The sequence below is a fragment of the Chengkuizengella axinellae genome (assembly GCF_030730905.1).
GTDB classification, from domain to species: Bacteria; Bacillota; Bacilli; order Paenibacillales; family KCTC-33759; genus Chengkuizengella; species Chengkuizengella axinellae.
The window spans coordinates 44,563-64,701 of record NZ_JAVAMP010000016.1 but is presented as its reverse complement, the minus strand read 5'-3'; the positions used below and the strand labels follow the sequence as shown (position 1 = coordinate 64,701).

General features: G+C 33.6%; 19 protein-coding genes and 1 pseudogene. 14 read left to right on the top strand and 6 right to left on the bottom strand.

The features are described from left to right. Positions 1–18: 18 nt before the first annotated feature. From Q5Y73_RS21240 to Q5Y73_RS21225, 4 genes are all read left to right on the top strand, one after another. Positions 19–291 carry a hypothetical protein gene (locus Q5Y73_RS21240; RefSeq protein WP_305993928.1) on the top strand — a complete coding sequence of 91 codons (273 nt, stop codon included), beginning with the start codon at positions 19–21 and terminating at the stop codon, positions 289–291. A gap of 547 nt (positions 292–838) precedes the next feature. Next, on the top strand, positions 839–1,309 hold the full coding sequence (locus Q5Y73_RS21235) for a low molecular weight protein-tyrosine-phosphatase (RefSeq protein WP_305993941.1): 471 nt from the start codon (positions 839–841) through the stop codon (positions 1,307–1,309). Positions 1,310–1,648: 339 nt separating this feature from the next. Then, positions 1,649–2,086: a DUF3942 family protein gene (locus tag Q5Y73_RS21230; RefSeq protein ID WP_305993927.1), complete on the top strand. Its 438-nt coding sequence runs from the start codon at positions 1,649–1,651 to the stop codon at positions 2,084–2,086. A 517-nt stretch (positions 2,087–2,603) separates the two neighbouring features. After that, positions 2,604–3,062: a hypothetical protein gene (locus Q5Y73_RS21225; protein ID WP_305993926.1), complete on the top strand. Its 459-nt coding sequence runs from the start codon at positions 2,604–2,606 to the stop codon at positions 3,060–3,062. Between the two features lie 79 nt (positions 3,063–3,141). Here Q5Y73_RS21225 and Q5Y73_RS21220 read toward each other — a convergent pair whose 3' ends face one another. Together Q5Y73_RS21220 and Q5Y73_RS21215 are read right to left on the bottom strand one after the other, a co-directional pair. Next, a complete protein-coding gene (locus tag Q5Y73_RS21220) occupies positions 3,142–3,720 on the bottom strand; it encodes a sulfite oxidase-like oxidoreductase (protein ID WP_305993925.1) in 579 nt (192 codons plus the stop codon). A 112-nt stretch (positions 3,721–3,832) separates the two neighbouring features. Continuing rightward, positions 3,833–4,756 carry a Gfo/Idh/MocA family protein gene (locus Q5Y73_RS21215; RefSeq protein WP_305993924.1) on the bottom strand — a complete coding sequence of 308 codons (924 nt, stop codon included), beginning with the start codon at positions 4,754–4,756 and terminating at the stop codon, positions 3,833–3,835. Positions 4,757–5,466: 710 nt separating this feature from the next. Between Q5Y73_RS21215 and Q5Y73_RS21210 the strand changes: the two genes are divergently transcribed. From Q5Y73_RS21210 to Q5Y73_RS21175, 8 genes and pseudogenes are all read left to right on the top strand, one after another. Beyond that, entirely contained in the window at positions 5,467–7,104 is a 1,638-nt protein-coding gene (locus tag Q5Y73_RS21210; RefSeq protein ID WP_305993923.1) for an S-layer homology domain-containing protein, read from the top strand. Between the two features lie 26 nt (positions 7,105–7,130). Then, on the top strand, positions 7,131–9,674 hold the full coding sequence (locus Q5Y73_RS21205; protein WP_305993922.1) for an S-layer homology domain-containing protein: 2,544 nt from the start codon (positions 7,131–7,133) through the stop codon (positions 9,672–9,674). A 282-nt stretch (positions 9,675–9,956) separates the two neighbouring features. Continuing rightward, a complete protein-coding gene (gene pxpB / locus Q5Y73_RS21200) occupies positions 9,957–10,706 on the top strand; it encodes a 5-oxoprolinase subunit PxpB (protein ID WP_305993921.1) in 750 nt (249 codons plus the stop codon). Beyond that, positions 10,703–11,716, top strand: coding sequence for a 5-oxoprolinase subunit C family protein (locus Q5Y73_RS21195; protein ID WP_305993920.1), 1,014 nt, complete (start codon positions 10,703–10,705; stop codon positions 11,714–11,716). The genes pxpB and Q5Y73_RS21195 overlap by 4 nt, the downstream gene beginning before the upstream one ends. Position 11,717: 1 nt before the next feature. Further along, on the top strand, positions 11,718–12,476 hold the full coding sequence (locus Q5Y73_RS21190) for a LamB/YcsF family protein (protein ID WP_305993919.1): 759 nt from the start codon (positions 11,718–11,720) through the stop codon (positions 12,474–12,476). A gap of 87 nt (positions 12,477–12,563) precedes the next feature. Continuing rightward, positions 12,564–12,812 (top strand): hypothetical protein, encoded by a 249-nt coding sequence (locus Q5Y73_RS21185; RefSeq protein WP_305993918.1) that lies wholly within the window; start codon positions 12,564–12,566, stop codon positions 12,810–12,812. A gap of 122 nt (positions 12,813–12,934) precedes the next feature. Next, the gene (locus Q5Y73_RS21180; RefSeq protein WP_305993917.1) at positions 12,935–13,762 is read left to right on the top strand and encodes a GNAT family N-acetyltransferase; all 828 of its coding nucleotides are present in this window, start codon (positions 12,935–12,937) and stop codon (positions 13,760–13,762) included. 79 nt (positions 13,763–13,841) lie between these two features. Then, positions 13,842–14,054, top strand: a pseudogene (locus Q5Y73_RS21175) (type II toxin-antitoxin system PemK/MazF family toxin); the annotation flags it as partial. A 50-nt stretch (positions 14,055–14,104) separates the two neighbouring features. Here Q5Y73_RS21175 and Q5Y73_RS21170 read toward each other — a convergent pair. Continuing rightward, entirely contained in the window at positions 14,105–15,280 is a 1,176-nt protein-coding gene (locus Q5Y73_RS21170) for an alanyl-tRNA editing protein (protein WP_305993915.1), read from the bottom strand. A 147-nt stretch (positions 15,281–15,427) separates the two neighbouring features. Between Q5Y73_RS21170 and Q5Y73_RS21165 the strand changes: the two genes are divergently transcribed. Both Q5Y73_RS21165 and Q5Y73_RS21160 read left to right on the top strand, forming a co-directional pair. Beyond that, positions 15,428–15,925, top strand: a complete 498-nt coding sequence (locus Q5Y73_RS21165) for a DinB family protein (protein ID WP_305993914.1) — start codon at positions 15,428–15,430, stop codon at positions 15,923–15,925. A 305-nt stretch (positions 15,926–16,230) separates the two neighbouring features. Beyond that, positions 16,231–17,082, top strand: coding sequence for an arylamine N-acetyltransferase (locus tag Q5Y73_RS21160; RefSeq protein WP_305993913.1), 852 nt, complete (start codon positions 16,231–16,233; stop codon positions 17,080–17,082). Positions 17,083–17,501: 419 nt separating this feature from the next. Here Q5Y73_RS21160 and Q5Y73_RS21155 read toward each other — a convergent pair whose 3' ends face one another. From Q5Y73_RS21155 to Q5Y73_RS21145, 3 genes are all read right to left on the bottom strand, one after another. Further along, the gene (locus Q5Y73_RS21155; RefSeq protein WP_305993912.1) at positions 17,502–18,011 is read right to left on the bottom strand and encodes a PadR family transcriptional regulator; all 510 of its coding nucleotides are present in this window, start codon (positions 18,009–18,011) and stop codon (positions 17,502–17,504) included. Positions 18,012–18,040: 29 nt separating this feature from the next. Then, entirely contained in the window at positions 18,041–18,820 is a 780-nt protein-coding gene (locus tag Q5Y73_RS21150) for a DoxX family protein (protein ID WP_305993911.1), read from the bottom strand. 180 nt (positions 18,821–19,000) lie between these two features. After that, positions 19,001–19,762, bottom strand: a complete 762-nt coding sequence (locus Q5Y73_RS21145) for a MerR family transcriptional regulator (RefSeq protein ID WP_305993940.1) — start codon at positions 19,760–19,762, stop codon at positions 19,001–19,003. Positions 19,763–20,139 lie beyond the last annotated feature (377 nt).

Here is a 20,139-nt window from a genome sequence, read left to right as displayed (position 1 = left end):
TAGAGAGGAAGATGAAAGATGAACAATATTAATCCTTATGCACCAGCAAGTGTTTTACCTGCTTCAACATCAAACGTAATGCCTGCTTATGATGCGAATGTACCAGCGGTATCTCCAATGGAGTATGCAAATGTTGCACCAGCTGAGTATGCCCCTTATGAGAATGTTGCTCCTGCAAGTGTAGCAAATGTACCTCATAAGAGGAAAGGAACTGGATGGAACTGGCCTATTATGGCTCTTGTTTTATTCATTCTTCTTGTCATTATCCTTAGTGCAGGACTTTTCTACTAGAAAAATTGAATTCATCACGGAGTAGATATGCCCATCTATTCCGTGAATTCTTATCTATTTGGATGGCGGAATCCAAGCTTTTATCGATTTGTAGATATGCAGGTGCAGAATTTGTCTTCACTATGTGTTTAAATCATAATCACATATAAAAATATCATAAAATGTAATTTCTTTCTACTAAATTGAGCCAGTCTTCATTCTTAATGTACTTACATGAGCATCCACGTTACCTTGGATGACTCTTTTTTTATAACATAAGATATTCAAAAAAGCGAAGCTAAACTTCCAAATTTGATTTTTTAATTTAATAAGCTGGTTACACCAATGTAATACCTGTATCCATAATAAAAGTTTGGGTCTATTATCATTTCATGTTTCATTTAATACAGTCTATGGAGAATTATGATAAGTGACTGGACGAATTCACTATTTTATATCAAAATCAAACGTATGCCCCTAGTTATTTGTCCATTTTTGTTGAGATATGCTATTGTACAAGTTATAATGGGACGATTAATTGAACGAAAGTACAGGTGATGATAAGGCTATGGTTCGTGTTTTATTTGTTTGTTTAGGCAATATTTGTCGTTCTCCTATGGCTGAAGCTGTTTTTAAACATAAGGTGAATCAAAGAGGACTGGAAAATAAAATACAAGTGGACTCAGCAGGAACTGGTGATTGGCATATAGGAAATCCACCACATGCTGGAACAAGAGCTATTTTAGATGAGAATGATGTGGATTATATTGGTTTAAAAGCGAGACAAGTTATAGAGGATGATTTGAATGAATTTGATTATATTATTGCCATGGATGAAAAGAATCTAAATGATCTAAAATTACTGGCAAACAATAAAGAAAAGAAGATCTACAGAATGTTAGAGTTTTTGCCGTCAGGAGATATAATGAATGTTCCTGATCCTTATTTTACAGGAAACTTTGAAGAAGTATATGAAATGATTGAAGTCAGCTGTGAACAACTGTTGTATACAATAATTAGAGAAAAAAATATAACTTAGTGATTCCACAAGACCGCTGCTAATATAGAGCCGGTCTTGTTTTTTAATAAAAGAATATGATAAATTTACAAATTCATTGTATAAAGAAAACTTTGGTATCGATTTAAACACGCAAAAGTTAGGGTTTTACATTATATAACCGTTTTCTAGAGTCATTTATTATAGAATGATGAATAGAATTTAATGTAATTATAAGTTGATTAATAATGGGGAATGAAGTCCGTTAAATAAAGATAATTTAACTTTCAGAGGGAGTCTAACAGCATGTATACCGTGATACATTAGAAAAATTTATGTGTGTAAGGGAGCATATGAAGGTGAAAGGAGATGAATGAATAAATGAATAATGAAATGAAATCGGGAGATGAAACTACCTTTCAAGATGAATTTTCAAAAAGAGCAAAAAAATACTTAGGGGAGAACTCTGATGAAATTCTTGTAAAGGAAAGGTATCAAGAAATCAGTGTATATATGAATCATTTAAGAAAAAAAATAGGGTCGGTGAAAAATAAAAACTATGAATTTCTTATCGTACCGGGAGAATCGTTTATTAAAATTGAAAGTGCCCAATTTAAAGTTGCTCTCGGAGAGAGTGGGGATTTTATCCATATCATGAATGTTATTAATGGAGAACAAAACTCATTAGACAAATTGTATAAGAAAGATGAGTTTTTATTGAGTCAAACTAGTGATGAAGAATTTACGATGGAGCTTTTGGAGAATTATTTGAGAACCACATTTAAAGATATTTTATATCATGACCTGAGAGTACAATAATTGCAGTCATCAGTCTATTCATATATATCGCATATTTTAATGTTTTCAATAGTTTTAATCAAAATCGTATCTTTGCTCCTTAAAAGGATCAACATACATGATAAAAAGTAACATTTATTTTTTGATTGGTAATGTTTGTAACCAATGACATAATTTTATATGTACAACATGAATGGGTCGGCAGGGTGGCGGTCAATCCCCTTATGCTCGTGATTACTTTCACTAAGCAGACCGCTATTCTGACGATCTAGTTGTATATTGATCACAGATATTAGTAGTATCTGTGATCTTTTCATTTTATGTTTATACTTCTTATTATATACAAGTAAAAAGAGAAATAAAAGAGTATAATAATCGTCGCTGCTGTCAGTTTAATAAATAGAGAGGGGTTGCTTGTACAAAACCATATAAAAAGAATAGTATAAAGCAAATTAGTTATGCTAAGAAAGAAACAAAATCATCATTTTTTCGTAAATACTATGTAGAAGTGAAAAATAGAAAACAGGTGAAAACATTCATGATTAAGGCTTTAAGTTTTGTTGTTGCAATTGGCGTATTTATTTCTAATTCGATCATCAATGGTGAAAGCGATTCTTTACTACAGAAATCAAAAGAACCTATTGAACTTGGAGATGTATTTTCTGATGAGGAGAAAGCAGCAGAAGAAGCTAGATATAAAAAATTTAAAGAAGAAACCAAAGATTTGCCCCAGTATAACGTAGAAACTGTATTACCCACACCTTTTCCAGGAATGATAGTTACTTATGGCACAGACGGTCATATCCATCACATTCTGAATCCGGATGGCACCGACGCAGGATTAAGTCACTTTAGTGATCATGGAGAAGGAACACTTACTGATACTGTTTATGATCCTATACCAACAAAGATGGAGCCAAATACAATGATTATTTACAATAAAGATTTAACTTATCAAATAGAAAAAATTGAGGGGAGATTCATAGAAATTAAATGAAGAGAGCCCTTGGACAAAAAACAACTTATCCAAAAGCTCGTTAAAATTAAGAAAGTATGGCATGAAATAGATGATAAGATCAGTCAAAATCATATCTCTGCTCTTTAAAAGGATCACCATACATATGGTATCCATTTCTTTCCCAGAATCCTGGTTTATCTTTTTCCATAAATTCAATCCCGCGTAGCCATTTCGCACTTTTCCAGAAATATAAATGAGGCACGACCATACGAAGCGGATATCCATGTTCAGGAGTTAAACGCTCTCCATTATGTATAAGTCCTAAAAATGAAGTTTCGGTTAAGAAGTCTTCAATAGGAAGATTTGTACTCCATCCATGTTCACCATGCAACATGACAAATTTAGCGGAGTCTTTGAGTTTAATTCTACTCATGATTTCACTTACAGAAATTCCTTCCCAAACATTATCTAGCTTAGACCATGTTGTGACACAATGAATATCATTTTTAAATTCTTTACGAGGCAATTTCATGACTTCTGTATATGACAGGGTAATCTCTTGTTCAACCTCGCCAAAAATTTTCAAATCCCATTTGCTCATATCGTTGTAATATGGAACGCTGCCATGATGGAGAACCGGGAATCCCTCAGTTAAGGTTTGCCCTGGAGGGACTCTATTTTCTTTATTGTTAGACATGATTAATTCCTCCTTAGATTATTTGTAAGTTATAGTTATTTCAAAAACCAGGTTATGGGTTCCCTAAGAATATAGTAATTGAATATAAGTTAAGTTCATATTAGGGGTAAATTTATTTAGAAAGCTGTTCCATTAATAGGTGCGTTTCCAGTACTTGTTCAGCTCGCACAGTGCAGGTTTCAGGTTTATGTAAAGTTTCTAAAAAATGATCGACTACACCAACAAAACCACGACGATAAAGGATGGTATCCCAACTGCCAAAAGGTTTATAATGCTCCCCTGTTTTCAGATCATAAAATGCCGTTTGTTCCATGTTGGTTATTTTGACAGACCTTCCTCCTCCATTCAACTCTAAACTTTCAATATCTGCACCTGATTGGCGATTCATGGAGAAGAATCCGGAAGATGAGCCAAATATTAAATGACCTGAAGCATTCAGCAGTCGCTCATTTTTATCTACATTACGTGTGTATGAGGAAACTTCCTTTACTCCTGCTCCTATCCATAATAACAAATCCACAATGTGAATAAGATCATCATATATTGTATGTCTTGCAGTTAAGTTTTGCAATTGTGTGCGGTGTTTTTGCACGATACAAGTATCAAAACCTCCAACCTCATCCATCCAGTTTTTTGCTTCAATATATTGTGGAGCAAATCTTCGATTGAAACCAACACATAACAGAAGTTGTTTCTGCTCTGCTAAATTCACTAATTCCATCGATTCTTTAATGTGATTGGAAAGCGGTTTATCAACATACACATGGAGATTTCGATTTAAGCACTTTTTAATGATCTGATAATGACTATCGGTGGAACTATGTACAAAAACTGCATCCAAATCCTGAAGCAGCAGTTCATTTACATCCGTATATCCCTTTTTTATATGGTACTTTTCACAGAGTTGTTTAAGATTGGTTTTATTTCGAGTCATAATTCCTACAATTCGAATTCTTTCATCATGAACCAGTAGGGGAAGATAAACCTTTTGGGCAATATCTCCTAGTCCTATGATTCCCACTTTTATACGTTTCATAATGTATCTATATTCTCCTCGCAATAAAGAATGGTTTGTGTATATAACGATTCTATTTATTTTACCATTGTTTCAATTCTTTTCTCAAATTGAAAGCTGTTAAATGTACATTTTCATGATCTATAATAAACCAATCCACTCAATGGCAGGTAAAATGTATTTTAATAATCTTGAAAAACTAGTCTTATAGAAGGAATGATTCCTCCATGAAGGTGCATCACAATTCTAACTTCTGGAGTTCTCCTTGAGTAACATGAATGGTTTTATCAACATGAACTAGGTTTTTGGGATGTAGCTCATTCATCCATTTTACTTGTATTTCAGAAATGTGCATATTTATGTAGGATTGATTCATTTTTATTTCATAATAATGTATATTATTTTTTTCTTTTTAGGTATGGCAATCGGAAATATAGGTGTATTGTCGATTTATTTGATGAGGTTCAATTAATTCAACTCACGTTTCATTTTATTGAAAATCAAAAATTACTGTAATTTGATAAATATAAATCGACAAAATATCATATTTTAGTAGATTTTACTACTATTTTTTTTAACTTGAGTATTTATATTACCTTGACTTAATAGGGAATCTACCTTAAATTATTAATATGGTGAAAAATATCATTTTTTGTATATTGAGTTAGTATAATATAACTTAGAGTAGAGTAAAGGAGTGCAAGACACTGAAAATTTTTAGTACATATTTTATGAAATTAAGCACATGTTTATTAATAATTTCCATAATGATAGCTCCGCTTAGTCAAGTTTTAGGAGAATCAGGATCTGATATTGATGGGCATTGGGCTAAAGATGAGTTGCAGCAGTGGATCGAAAAAGGTTTATTAAACGGATATGGTGATGGAAATTATCTACCAAATCAAACAATTACAAGAGCAGAAGCAGCTACTTTGGTTAATAGATCTTTTGAACATGAAGAAACAGCTGAGGTTGCTTTTTCAGATGTAACAGCTGAAGATTGGTTCTATGAAAATGTGTCTAAAGCAATAGCAGCAGGTTTTATGACGGGTTATGAAGATGGAACATTTAAACCTGATCAAAACATTACACGTCAAGAATTAGCAGCTATGATTTTCAGATTGTTAGGTTTAGATGCTAATACAGATGCAGTGGCTTCATATGATGATGTGGACAGTATTTCCGATTGGGCTAAAGGTGAAATCGGTGCTTTAGTAGATTTAGGTATCGTAACTGGCTATAACGATAACACAATTCAACCTAACGGATTAACAAAACGTTCAGAAGCGATTGTGATGATTGAACGTGCTTTTGAGTACTTGTATACATATAGTGAGGCAGGTGCGTATGGACCTGAAGAAGGTACTGAAACGATTACGCATGACGTGACGGTTACAACTTCTGATGTAACATTGCAAAACCTAGTGATTGAAGGCGATCTTCTTTTAGCTGAAGGTATTGGCGAAGGAGATGTATACTTAAATAATGTCACTGTGAATGGAACAACTACGATTCTTGGTGGTGGAGAAAATAGTGTACATTTAACTGATACAGTTCTAATAACGGTGATTGTTGATAAGAAAGATGGAAATATCCGTATCGTAGTTAAAGGTGAATCAGAAGTAAAAGAAGTGACATTGAACTCTGGTGCGAAGTTAGTAGAGTCCGAACTAGATGGAGTAGGTTTCGCTGATGTTGTTATTTCTACTGAAATTGTTAAAGATGCGAATGTTGAATTAGAAGGAGAGTTTGAATCTGTAGATGTATATGCTGAAGATATCTTAGTTGAAGTATCAGAAAATTCATCTGTTGAAAAGTTGGTATTGAACGCTGTAATTAAGGTTGTTTCTGAAGGAAACTTAGTTGAGACTATAGAAAATGTCTCAGGTTCTGAAATTGAGCAAGCTAATGATTCTGAACCTAGTTCTTCTGGTGGAGGTTCAGGAGGTGGAACTGGTAGTACAGATGATGAGTCTGATGAAGAGAATCTAGCAATTTTATCAGCTGAAATAGAAATTGAAAGCGAGAGTAATGAAAAGGAGAGTTTTCAACTGGAGATTGATGGAGACGAAATTTTAGTTGGAATTCCTGAGAAGTATACAAATTTACCAGATGATGAGGAAATAACTCTAAAAATAACTATTAAATCTACAAAAGATGTTGATACCATGATGATTGATTTTAAGCAAAGGGGAAAAAAATATGCTACTTTTGAAGATGCTACTGCAGAATTAAATGTAACAGTTACTGGTGAACAAGTAGGTATTATAGACATTGTAGATGGAACAAATTTGGCAACATTCGATGGTTATATCGAGGGTTCAACATCTCAAAAAGACATTGAGATGACCATATATATTGAATTATAAACAGAGAATATAGGAGGAGAAAAAAGTTGGAATTTAAATCAAAAACTATTCGTAAATCATTAGTACTAGTTTTGACATTCGCAATGATTTTTTCAATGTTCAGCACAGTTTTTGCTGCAGGGTCATCAGATGTTGATGGACACTGGGCAGAAAAGCAATTAAAGCAATGGATCGATAACGGTTTATTAAACGGTTATGGTGAAGGCGTATATAAACCAAATCAAACCATTACAAGAGCTGAAGCAGCTGCTTTAGTCAATCGTTCTTTTGAACATGAAGAAACAGCAGAGGTTGCTTTTTCAGATGTAGCAGCTGAAGATTGGTTCTACAATGAGGTATCTAAAGCTCTAACAGCAGGTTTCATGACAGGTTATGAGGATGGAACATTCAAACCTGATCAAAATATTACTCGTCAAGAATTGGCAGTCATGATTTTCAGATTGCTAGATTTAGAGGCTAATGCAGATGCAGTGGCTTCATTTGATGATGTGGACACTATTGCCGATTGGGCTAAAGGTGAAATCGGTGCATTAGTAGATTTAGGCATCGTAACTGGATATAACGATAACACAATTCAACCTAACGGATTAACAAAACGTGCAGAAGCGATTGTTATGATCGAACGTGCTTTTGAGTACTTGTTTACGTATAGCGAAGCAGGAACGTATGGTCCTGAAGAAGGTACTGAAACAATTACGCATAATGTGACAGTTATAGCAGCTGATGTAACATTGCAGAACTTAGTGATTGAGGGCGATCTTCTTTTAGCTGAAGGGATTGGCGAAGGAGACGTTTACTTAAACAATGTCACTGTGAAAGGAACAACTACGATTCTTGGTGGTGGAGAAAACAGTGTACATTTAACAGATACAGTGTTAGTGACTGTAATTGTTGACAAGAAAGATGGAAAAATCCGTATCGTCGTTAAAGGTGATTCAGAAGTAAAAGAAGTAACATTAAACTCTGGTGCGAAATTAGAAGAATCTGACCTTGATGGTGCAGGATTTGCTGATGTTATTCTTTCAACTGAAATTGCTAAGGATGCGAATGTTGAATTAGTAGGGGAGTTCCAAACTGTAGATGTATTTGCTGCAACTGTAAGCATCGAAATTCCAGAAGGAACTGTTGACAGTTTAAACGTTGATCAAGAAGCTGAAGGTGTAGAATTAGATCTTGGTAAAGAAGGAACCATTGTAGAGCTAGTTCTTGATGCAGTTACTGAAGTAATAGGTGAAGGAACTGTTGAATCAGTTGAAGGTGAAAAAGCTGAAGCGTCTGATGTCCAGGGAGAAGATAACAAAGTACCTGTGACAACTGGAGGCGGAGGTGGATCTTCTAGTGATGATGACGATGACGATACTCCATCTGGACCAGCTGCTGAAGCTGAAGAAATTGCTTTTCAAATAGGTGGAGAATGGTTTGCAGCTAGTTATATTGATAAAAATGAGTTTGAATTTGTTATCCCTAGTGAATTAACAGGTGACGAATATATTACTTTAATTGAAATCGAATCTACTTCATCAAATGCTAAGGAAATAAGTTTTGGAAGTTATGAAGTGCCTTTCGATGGTGATATAGCGGAAATAGATTTACTACAAGTATTAAATGATGAAGATGATCCTCAAAATGATGGAGTACGTGTAGCTACTATTAGAGGTGAACTTGCAGAAGAACCTGTTACGTTAACAGGAGTATTAACAGCTGATAATGGTAGAGAAACAAATGTATCCATTACTTTATTTGATGAGAACAAACTTCCCAATATTGAAAAAGCTTATGTTTTTGTTGAAGGTGGAGAAACTTTAGAAGCAGTTTACAATGAATCTTTTGATGAGTGGACACTTACTATACCAAGAGGTTTAGACGGTGATGAAAGAATTACTAGTATTGAAGTGTTAGCTACTACAGGATCTGTATTATATTATGATGAGACAACTGACTTCGAATTAATGAATTTTGAAAATGGCACTGATACGAAAACAGTTGAAGAACTTTTTGAAGCTATATCTGGTTATCATGATGAAGATCCTATAGATTCAGGTGATCCTGGGGTTACTATTCAGGTGGTGCGTGAAGTATTTGGTTCTGGTTCTACTTATGAAGATTGGTTTGTAGTGAGCAATGACTATGGTAGAACTTTTATTGATGTTGCTGTTGAAATTGAATCTCCAGTAGGAATTGCTATGATTAGATCAATATCAATTGTGGGTATTGAAGAAATAGAATATGATTATGATAATAATAATTTTACAATTGATTTAAGTGGGGAAGATGGTTCCACTATGATTGATGAAATTGTTTTTACAGCTGCTGATTCAGATGTTGAAACTTTTTATGCTGGGTTAGTTTTTGAGGATATAGATGAAGAATTTGTAGTTGAGCGTACGTTTGATAATAAAGAACTTACTATTAGTGTAAGTGAATTACTTGGGGAATTTGGAATACCTGATAATGGAGAAAAAGGGATTTCATTGAGTAGTTTACGTGAATGGATTGCTGATGGAACTTATTTTGTATATATTGAAGGAGAAAACTTCAGTAAACGTGTTCTTATTGACATTAAATTATAGAACATAGTAGTTTGAAGTAAAATGAATATGTAACTTTTGAACAACCTGTATTATTGGTACAGGTTGTTTTTGTTTATAATAAAAGAATGTATAAGTTTTCAAATCCCATATTCAAGAAAATTAATTTTTAAAGAGAAGGATTGGACGATATCTTTGAAAGGCCACTGTTAGGTGGTTTTTTTATAAAATGACTTATCCATATAAAATGTGGTAAATTAAAATAAATATTTATAAATTTTTTTATATTAAGTAATAATTAAAATCACTAAGATAGGTGATAACATGACAAGTAACATGCAATTTTACCCTATAGGAGAAAGAGCTATAGTAGTTAAGTTTGGCTCTGAACTAAACGAAAATACATATGAAGCTGTAACAAGTCTATCTAAAAGCTTAAAACAAAAACCTATTAGAGGAACAATTGAAATAGTACCCACATTTACTACAGTCACCATATATTATGACCCTATAGCTGTCTTAAATTCAAATCAGTTAAAAACCAAGGGGAATTTGAATAATCAATTGACCCGATCACCATATAAAATAATGCACTCCATCCTTCAAGAAAGAATTTCAAATATGGAAGCACGACCTTTAGCTGAATACAGAACAATTAAGATTCCAGTATGTTACGAAGGAGATTTTGCCCCTGATCTTGATTATGTGGCAGCACACAATAAACTTAAAAAAGAAAAGGTCATTCAAATTCACACAGAAGGAGATTATCTAGTTTATATGTTAGGTTTTGCCCCTGGATTTCCTTATATGGGTGGGATGTCTAGTGAGATAGCCACACCAAGACGTAAAAAACCTAGATCGTTAGTTTCATCAGGAAGTGTTGGTATAGCAGGAGAGCAAACCGGAATCTATTCTATAGATTCACCAGGAGGGTGGCAAATCATTGGACGTACACCATTTAAATTATTTAAACCCAAAGAAGAACAGCCAACTTTATTTCAAGCAGGGGATCGAATTCAGTTTTATCCCATATCTTTAGAGGAATATGCTGAAATAGAGGAGAAACAGAAATGAGTCTAAAAATATTAAAACAAGGATTACTCACAACTGTTCAGGATTTAGGTCGATATGGATTTCAAAAATATGGTGTTGTAGCAAGTGGAGTAATGGATCACTTTGCAGCTCGAGTTGCTAATTTGTTAGTTCACAATGAAGAAAATGCAGCAGTTATGGAAATGACCATGATCGGCCCATCGTTACAATTTCAAGAAGATGTATTGATCTCTATATGTGGAGGTGACTTATCTGCGTCTATAGATGGAGTCGTGGTACCTTTATGGCGATCAATGATGGTTAGATCAGGTAGTGTACTTCGATTTGGCAGTGCAAAATCAGGGTGTAGGGCTTATTTGGCTGTTGCAGGTGGTATTTCAGTAGAGAAAGTAATGGGAAGTAGCAGTACATATTTACGTGCGTCTATTGGTGGTTTCCAAGGGCGGGCTCTTAAGCAAGGGGATGTAATCTCTGTAAACCAAGTTGATCCCACATGGCAACAAAAAGCAAACTTCTTAATGCAAAGGAACCCATCAAAATCTTTTATCCCATTCTCTTGGTATATAAGTGAACATAGTTTACCAGTTTATCGATCCAACGTGATGATCAGAATCATGAGAGGGAGAGAGTTTGAATATTTTCAAGAGGAAAGTAAGGATCATTTATTGAATGATACATTTACAATCCATCCTCAGTCCGATCGAATGGCATATCGAATAACGGGTCCACAAATAAAACTCAAATCACAACTAAATATGATTTCGGAAGCTGTTACGATGGGTACTATACAAGTACCTCCAGATGGATCTCCTCGCATATTATTAGCTGACAGACAAACGACAGGAGGTTATCCACGAATTGCTCAAGTAGTTTCTATAGATCTTCCGTTAATCGCTCAATTAAAACCAGGAGACACGATCATGTTTCAGGAAATTTCGTTGGAGGAAGCTGAGATGCTCTATATGCAACTTGAAAAAGATCTTAGTGTATTAAAAAAAATCATACAAGAGCGCTGGATAAGGGGGCATTGAGATGTTAACTGTAGATTTGAATTGTGATCTTGGGGAAAGCTACGGAATCTACTCCATTGGAATGGATGAGGACGTATTGCAGTATGTAACCTCAGCTAATATAGCTTGTGGTTTTCATGCAGGTGATCCAAGCACAATGCGAAAAACAGTATCTAGCTGTATTCAAAATAAAGTAGCCATAGGAGCACATCCTGGATTTCAAGATTTACAAGGATTCGGACGTAGAAATATGCATATTTCCCCAAAGGAAGCTTATGAACTTGTATTGTATCAAATAGGTGCTTTAAATGCGTTTGTAAAAGCTGAAGGTGCTAAGTTAAATCATGTAAAACCACATGGTGCATTGTACAATATGGCTGCAAAAAGTTGTTCATTAGCAGATGCCATAGCAAAAGCTGTTTTTGATTTTGATGATCAGCTCATTTTATACGGATTAGCCGGAAGTGAATTAATAAAAGCAGGGAAGAGTATTGGACTTCCATGTGCAAATGAAGTGTTCGCAGATCGTACATACCTAGAAAATGGTACATTAACACCTCGAAATCAAAAAAATGCACTTATAAAAGATGCAGAAGAAGCGAAGGCTCAGGTCTTGGACATGGTTCAGCATAAAAAAGTAAAAACAATAACAGGTAAGGAAATTTTAATACAAGCCGATTCTGTATGTGTTCATGGGGATAGTGCAGAAGCTTTAGTTTTCGTTAAAATGTTAAGAGAAAAGTTGTTAGAGGAAGGTGTACATTTAGAGACACTAATTTAAACACGAAGTTCCACTATTTAAATCCAGTATTTAGTTTCTTGTTAATATACATCATTCCCTAGATTTTTAGAATGGAGAACAATATATATGATTATAACTTTTATTAAATGGGCTTTTATATTTATCGTTATATACTTGGTGTTTAACATCGTGAAAGGAATCTTAAAATTAAAACGTGTAATAGATAGGGGAGGATTCGCAGCAAAAAGTATCGATAAATGTCCAGCTTGTGGACAAATGATTCAACTTCCCGCTAGCCAGGATCTCATATGTCCGAAATGTGATACTAAATTAGCACGTACTAAGGATGGCAAGCTGTTAATTCGAGTGAATTAGTTGTACGAAAATTGTTTTAGATATGTAAATAAAAGGAGGTGTACTGGTACGAAGGACCTAAACGAGTTACTGTTTTAAGTTTTGATTATTATTAAAATTTAAAACAGAAAGAGGAAGATGAAATGATATATGAGTTACATCCCAAAGATTTTAAAAAGATAAAACCATTGTTAAACGGTTTAGAAAAAAATCCTGTAATTAACGGAGTGATTGACGGGAACAATCTAGGTAGAATTTACGTTGATCAGATTGACTCTCCTAAAGCTGCTTTAGTGTGGGTTAAAATGGAGCTGTTCTATCTAATAGGCATTAGCAAGAATTCAAAATTCAATTCATTCATAGAGCAATTTATCATCCAAAACATAAAACCTGAAGCGTTGGAAATAGGGGACGATTGTTTAAATTTAGAGTTATATCCTTTTGATTTATGGAATTCATCTATAAATGATATTTTCAAATCACAACTAATAAAAGGGGAAAGAGTTCCTTTCCAATTTCAAAAGGAATGTTTCTGTTATGCTAAATGTAATCCTATTCCTAGTGAATATCAGGTCTTAAGAATGGATCAAAATTTAATGGGATTAGATGAAAAACATATCATACGAGAAGAAATAAAGAAGTTCTGGAATTCGTTAGAAACTTTTTTTGAAAATGGTTTTGGGTATTGTGTAATCAAGGATGATGAAGTAGTAGGTACTTGTATTTCTGTTTTTGTATGCAAAGATGAGTATGAGATCGGAATCAATACTTATCATCCAAGACATAGAGGAAAAGGATTGGCTACAGCAATGGCAAGTGAATTCATTAAAGAATGTTTAGAAAAAGGGATCACACCCCATTGGACCACTGAGCATTTTCGTAAGGACTCGATCGCTATTGCTAATAAGTTAGGATTTAAACAATTACCAAACTATCAAGTGTACTATCTTCCTTTTGAAGAATTAATTTAAGAAAAAATAGAAGTAGTATTCAACCCTAATTCTGTTTTTGATGAGCGTGGGGCAATGATAGAAATGAATGGTTAGAATGGTTACAGGATTTGCTGTTTTATGCCCCATTACTCGAAAACAAAAAGGCTACCCTTTTGAAGTGGTCTTGCCTAAACATCTTGCTATTGAAGGGGTTATTCTAACTGATCAAGTAAAAAGTTTAGATTGGAAAGCTAGAGCGTTTCAAATTGAAGGGAAAGCCCCTGGTGAAGTAGTTGAAAGCTGTCTTGATTTAATCCATCCATTTCTGTAATGGTATAAAAAATACAACTATGATCAGAGGCTTGTGATTGTTTAATCTAGTTAGCTCAGCAAAGTTTTTTCAATTAAATTCACAAATCCTACTAATTGTTCTTCAGTTTTAAACATTGCCTGCCCTTGAACTTTACTCCCTCCGCCTTTTCCTTCAAATTGTTTTAAATGTTCTTTCAAAATAGCCCCGCAATCCAAAGAAAATCCACCGCTTTGTGCTAGTAATATTCTTTTTTCAGTATTTGAAACAAGTATGGTCATTCCTTCTTTTTCAGTGAAAATTGCTTTTGTAATGAGCTGTAAATCCTTCATGGTATAGTCATCAAAATAACGTACGATCAAACCATTGTTTTTTTGCTCTTTTAAAAGCTCTTGCCCTAACGAAGAAAATAGTTTTTCTTTTGTTTCCGATAGTTCTTTTTGGAGTTGCTTCTGCTCCATTTCCATTTGTTCAATTCTAGATGGCAGGGTATCTCGGTTTGCATTCAATTTAGCTCCTGTTGACATTAACACCTGATGAGTCTGACCGTAATCCTTAAGTGCTCTAAATCCACACTTAAAGTAAAGGCGAACTCCACCCTTGTGTTTTTCTGTTTTTAAACATTTTATGATTCCAATCTGTCCCGTTGATTCTACGTGAGTGCCACAACAAGCTGAAGTATCAATACCGTTTATTTCTACAATTCGGATATTGTCCTCCACATCAGGAATTTTTCGTAAAGGGAGTTTTGAAAGTTCTTCTTTTGCTACCATATAACTTTTTATAGGTCTATTTTCATAAATATATAAATTTGCTTGATGTTCGATATGGTCTAATTGTCTATTAGATAACTGTTTTACATTCAAATCAATGGTTACGGTATCTGCACCAAGGTGGAAACTCATTGTATGTACATCATATAACTCAATACAGACTGCGGATAATAGGTGTTGTCCTGAATGGTGCTGCATATGATCAAAACGGCGTTTCCAATCAATTTCACATGAAACAGTATTTTCTTCAGGTAGGCGATCAACCAAGTGATAAATCAGATCTTCTTTCTCTTGAACATCGATCACTTTTACCCCATTAATCGAACCAATATCAGAGGGTTGTCCACCACCTTCTGGGTAAAACGCAGTTTCTTCTAGTTGTAAAATGAAGCGGTTGTTTTCTTCTCTTATTTCTTTGATGTTTGTTTTCCATGATTTTAAAAATGGATTTGAATAATACAATTTGTTTGACATCTCGTACTCCTTATTTGTTTTATTATTATCGTTATTTTACATTACATTGATCAGACTAGAAAGCTTGTGGAATTTTGTAGACTTGTTTTTATTTTTTGCTCTTCTTTTGGTAATATATAGATCATGATGATTGGAGGGATATATTAAATGACTAATGCAAATGAAGTTTTTGGACAAACATTAGTAAAATCATTAAGAGGAGAACGGGGACATATCCCGATCAAAAGAGCATTATCTGATATTGATTTCGACCTTGCTGGAAAAAGGATAGAGGCGTTGCCTTATACAATATATCAATTAGCAGGACACATGTTGTATTGGCAAAGATGGTTTCTGGAACATCTAGAAGGAGAACAGCCGCAAATGCCAAAAGATGCGATGGAAACTTGGCCAAGTGAACATAAACCAGCTGATGAAGGAGCATGGAAAAAAATCATTGAAGAACTGCTGTTAGGTGTAGATCGAGCCTGTGATTTCGCAACAACTGTTCAATTAGATGATCCTTTGGAACATTGGCCTTCAGAATCTAAGGCAGGAATTTTGAGAAACATGGCATCCCATAATTCATATCATCTTGGCGAAATTGTATTGATTCGTAGACTATTTGGAGCTTGGCCACCACCAGGTGGGGGATATCCAGCATAACTGTAGTTTCTAGTTAACGCTTCTAAAGTATAAGCATATGGTCAACATGTTTGATGCAAATCAAAGGACCGTTCGATGGTTTTTTCGAATGGTTTTTTTGTACATCACCCTTACATCCAGTGATATTTTAATATATCAGTCTAAAGTTGTAGTTTTGCTCATCCCATTAGTCGATGTGATAGTTACAAAAATAAAGTAAGATTAAAATATCACTTAACGACAAGGGAGATTGAATATGAAACATCACAATGTACTACCGATTATCGTTGGGATATTAGGTGCAAGATATGAAGGAGCTGTAAATCATGAATGATAAACCAATACCAAACTGGGTTTCAAAATATTTAGAAAAATTATATCTATCAATACCTGAAAAACCTTCATATGAATTCTTAACTTTGTTTAGTGAACGTCATCTATCTACATTACCATTCGAAAATGTAAGTAAATTAATATATTTCTCAAAATTTAATATAAACAGGTACTATATTCCTTCTATGGAGACGTATGTAGAGAGCTTATTCAAACATGATTATGGTGGTACTTGTTATGTCTTAAACCAATATGCTCATAAATTGTTATCATTTTTAGGCTATGATTGTTCTCTTGTAAATCTGGATAGAGGTCATATTGGTATTTTAGTTAAATTGCCTGAGTTTCCAGCTGAACGTTTATATCTGGATGTCGGAGCGGCGGCTCCTATATTGAAACCGGTAAGATTTGAAAACAAGGATAATTCTTCTAAATATAGTGTGGATGAAATTCAAATATTACCAGATGCTGAACAAGAAGGATATTACCGTTTTACTCGTTATCGCAATGAGAAATTTCTGACTAATACATGGATTTTTAATCCTAATATTTCTTTTTCAAAACAAAATCTAGATGAGAGCATTCAAAACTCCTTTAAATCGGATGCTTTTTTTATGACAAAACTGAGGGTGGATCTTTTTCAATTAGAACATGGACGAATCTTATCCTTAAATAATAATAAATTTACAATTAGAACTGAGGATCTTCAGGAAACCGTGACAATATTGAACTCCATAGAAGAAGTGGAGAGCGTGATTGATAAAGAATTTGGTCTTTCAAAACTTCCTGTTAGAAAAGCGGTTGAGATATTAAAGGGATTCGGCGTTGATATATTTGAGACTTAACTTCAACTTTGTTGAAGTTTTTTTCAATCGACTAAAAAATCCCTTCTATTGACTTTTACTGATGGATATGTTAATTTGTATAAGTTGTTGCTTTAAAACCTCAGATTGTTCCTCATTAGGTATTATTCCTCACCATAGGATTCAAATTCTCATAACCCTAATAGAGTTTGTAAGTATTACTGATTCACACTGGCGCGGTCATCGGAGCCGCAAGGACAAAAGAGAGGTAGGGCTTTTGTTGTTTTAGGATATACAAAAAATAATGGTACACATTTATATATATATGGAACTAAGTAAGCAACACTCAAAAGCTGATGTTCATACTAAAGAAGTATGGAACACCAGCTTTTTTTAAGGATAAGAAAGTATAGGGGTTTCAGTGGGAGATATTAAAACTCCCATTGAAAGAAAGATTCTCTTTATAATTTTTGAATACCATCTTGTAAAACTTGGAGTTGACTCTTGTGGTATTCTATACCGATTTCAAGACTTATCTTCTGTGTGTCAGACATATTTCCACCATATAAAGTATACATATGTTCAAGTTGATGGACTGTTTTCTCATTTTGTGAAATTGTATTTTTTATTATGGTTAGCATTTGTTTTTTATTTATAAATTCTCCAAAATACAATCTCATGCAAATATCAGAACGTATATTATCTCTCTTCACTTCACTTTCCAAATAACATTCAAAAAGTTCTTCCCCTTTTTTAGTGATTGAAAATAAATGTTTATTTGGTTTTCCTTCTTGAATTAAGGTTTTTTTATGGATATATTGATTACTTTCTAGTTTTTTTAATGTAGGATACACGCTGCCATAACTGGAATCAAAGAAAAAGGAAAATTCCTCCTCAAACCTTTTTTTAATATCATAACCAGACATATCCTTCTTTTTTAACAATCCTAAAATGACATCTTTCGCTTGCATATTCGAACTCCTTTTTAAATATTGTTTTATTATTCCATTCGTTTGACTGCATCAGTCCAACTAGGCAAAGTGTTTGATTTAAAACGTGCTGAATCTACATGTGATGCTAAAGTATTGGTTCTTTGCATGGATTTTAAATGTGAACCATGATTTTGGAATTGTTTTAATGCGTTTTCAGAATGAAAGACCGTTAATGTCATGTATGTTTTTATTCCTATTATTTTAACGGATGAAGTAGAAATACCTTTTGTTTGAGAAAGCTGAAATAAAACTTTAAATGTACTCCACATAAAAGGAATGAACTGAGATAATGACTTCAATCGAATTTTAGTTGCAGATACCAAATATTGCTGAGTAAGTATCGTTTTTGAACTCCATAACACCCATATAATAAGGAGTGGCTGCAGTGCAAGTCTTATCCATAAATAAGTTGGATTACTTGGGATGGCACCTGATAATTGTGTAGCATAGATTGCGTTATTTAGATTTGCAGGAAAAACAGCTATAAAATAAATGACCAAGAGAATACCCGATATTCTTTTATAACGAGGTATTAGTAATCCAATTCCAAAAAGAATTTCCAATACACCAGTCATATACACAATAACTAATTTAAAAGGGATAATAGAAGGTATGATTTTCAGCATATCATCAATTAATACAAAATGACTAATGCCTATAAAAACAAGCATGATTGACATTGAATAATTGCCTATTTCTCTGATCATTAAAGCTCTAGGTAAAAAACCAAATGTGGAAAGAATAAATAAAACAATAAAACTAACGCTTATAATAATAAATGGAATCATATGTAATTCCCCCAATCGTTTTATATTCATAATATTAATATATATAATATGAATATAAAATGATACTCTTTTTTTAAAAAAAACTAAAAAATAATAAAACCATTCGAGAAATGGGTTCTTTCTCGAATGGTTCTCATGTTTGGTTTTTACTTTAGTATATCTTTATGAATTTAGATGTTATTATTTACTATGACTGTCACAATAAATATACATTGTGTCTTTCATAAACTGCGCTAAACCTTTCTTGTGTTTGTCAATGTTTTTAGTAAATCGTTCATCTGCAACATACATTTCCCCTAGTCCTTTAAAGGTGTCAATTGTACATTCATAAAAGTACTTGGTAATGTGTTGTCTCCATTCATGGATAGCTTCTTGAGCTTGCTCATCCTCTGCACCAAATTCCATTCTAGAAGCTAATTTTGCATAGATGCCATTTGCCTCTTCGGTGATATTTTTCCAATCTTCTTCTGTATAGTTTTTTGTTTTTTCCACAGTTTTATTATAGGCTTCACCGAATTTTTGTTTGGCTTCTTCTGCGTATTTCTGCTGATGTTTTTCGATTTCTTTCATATCAAAGCCATTGAACATTTCTTTGTTTTCCATTTTGATTCCTCCTTCAATTGACACTAAAGTGTAATCCACTGTTTTGATCATTTTCTCGATACGTTTTTTCTTTTTCACCAATACTTCTTTGTGTGTTTGAAGTGTTTTTTTTCTGTCAAAATCGGGTTGATCTAAGATCTCTTTAATTTCTTGCAGACTAAAATCCATTTCCTTAAAAAATAAAATTTGCTGCAGTCGTTCGAGGTTATGATCAGTATAAAGTCGATATCCGGCCGGAGTTGTCGTTTCAGGTTCAAGCAATCCTATGCGATCGTAGTGATGAAGCGTGCGCACACTTACACCTACCATTGTTGAAACTTCTTTTACTTTATACATGATGTATCACCTCCCCAATTTATCGTAATCTATGACGTATGGTTAGAGTCAACTAGAAAAGGATGAAATTTTTATTTATGTAATATTTATTTGCTTTTTTAAAGAAGTTATATTAAATAGTATCTAACTGATGTTACAGAGTGTTTATAAAAGGATTAAAAAAATGGGGGAGAATGAAATGGGAGTTAATTTCACTGTAATATTTGAGCACTCGTATAGTTTTGACGAAATAAAAAAGATCCCAGACATTATTAATAACAATGAGCAGATGTTCCATTTAAATAACATCTACTATAAGGATTTAATAGTTATCAAGGATATTATATAGACACTTTTGAGGGTTTCAAGAAAGGTAAACCACACAAAGATGAGTAGACCGC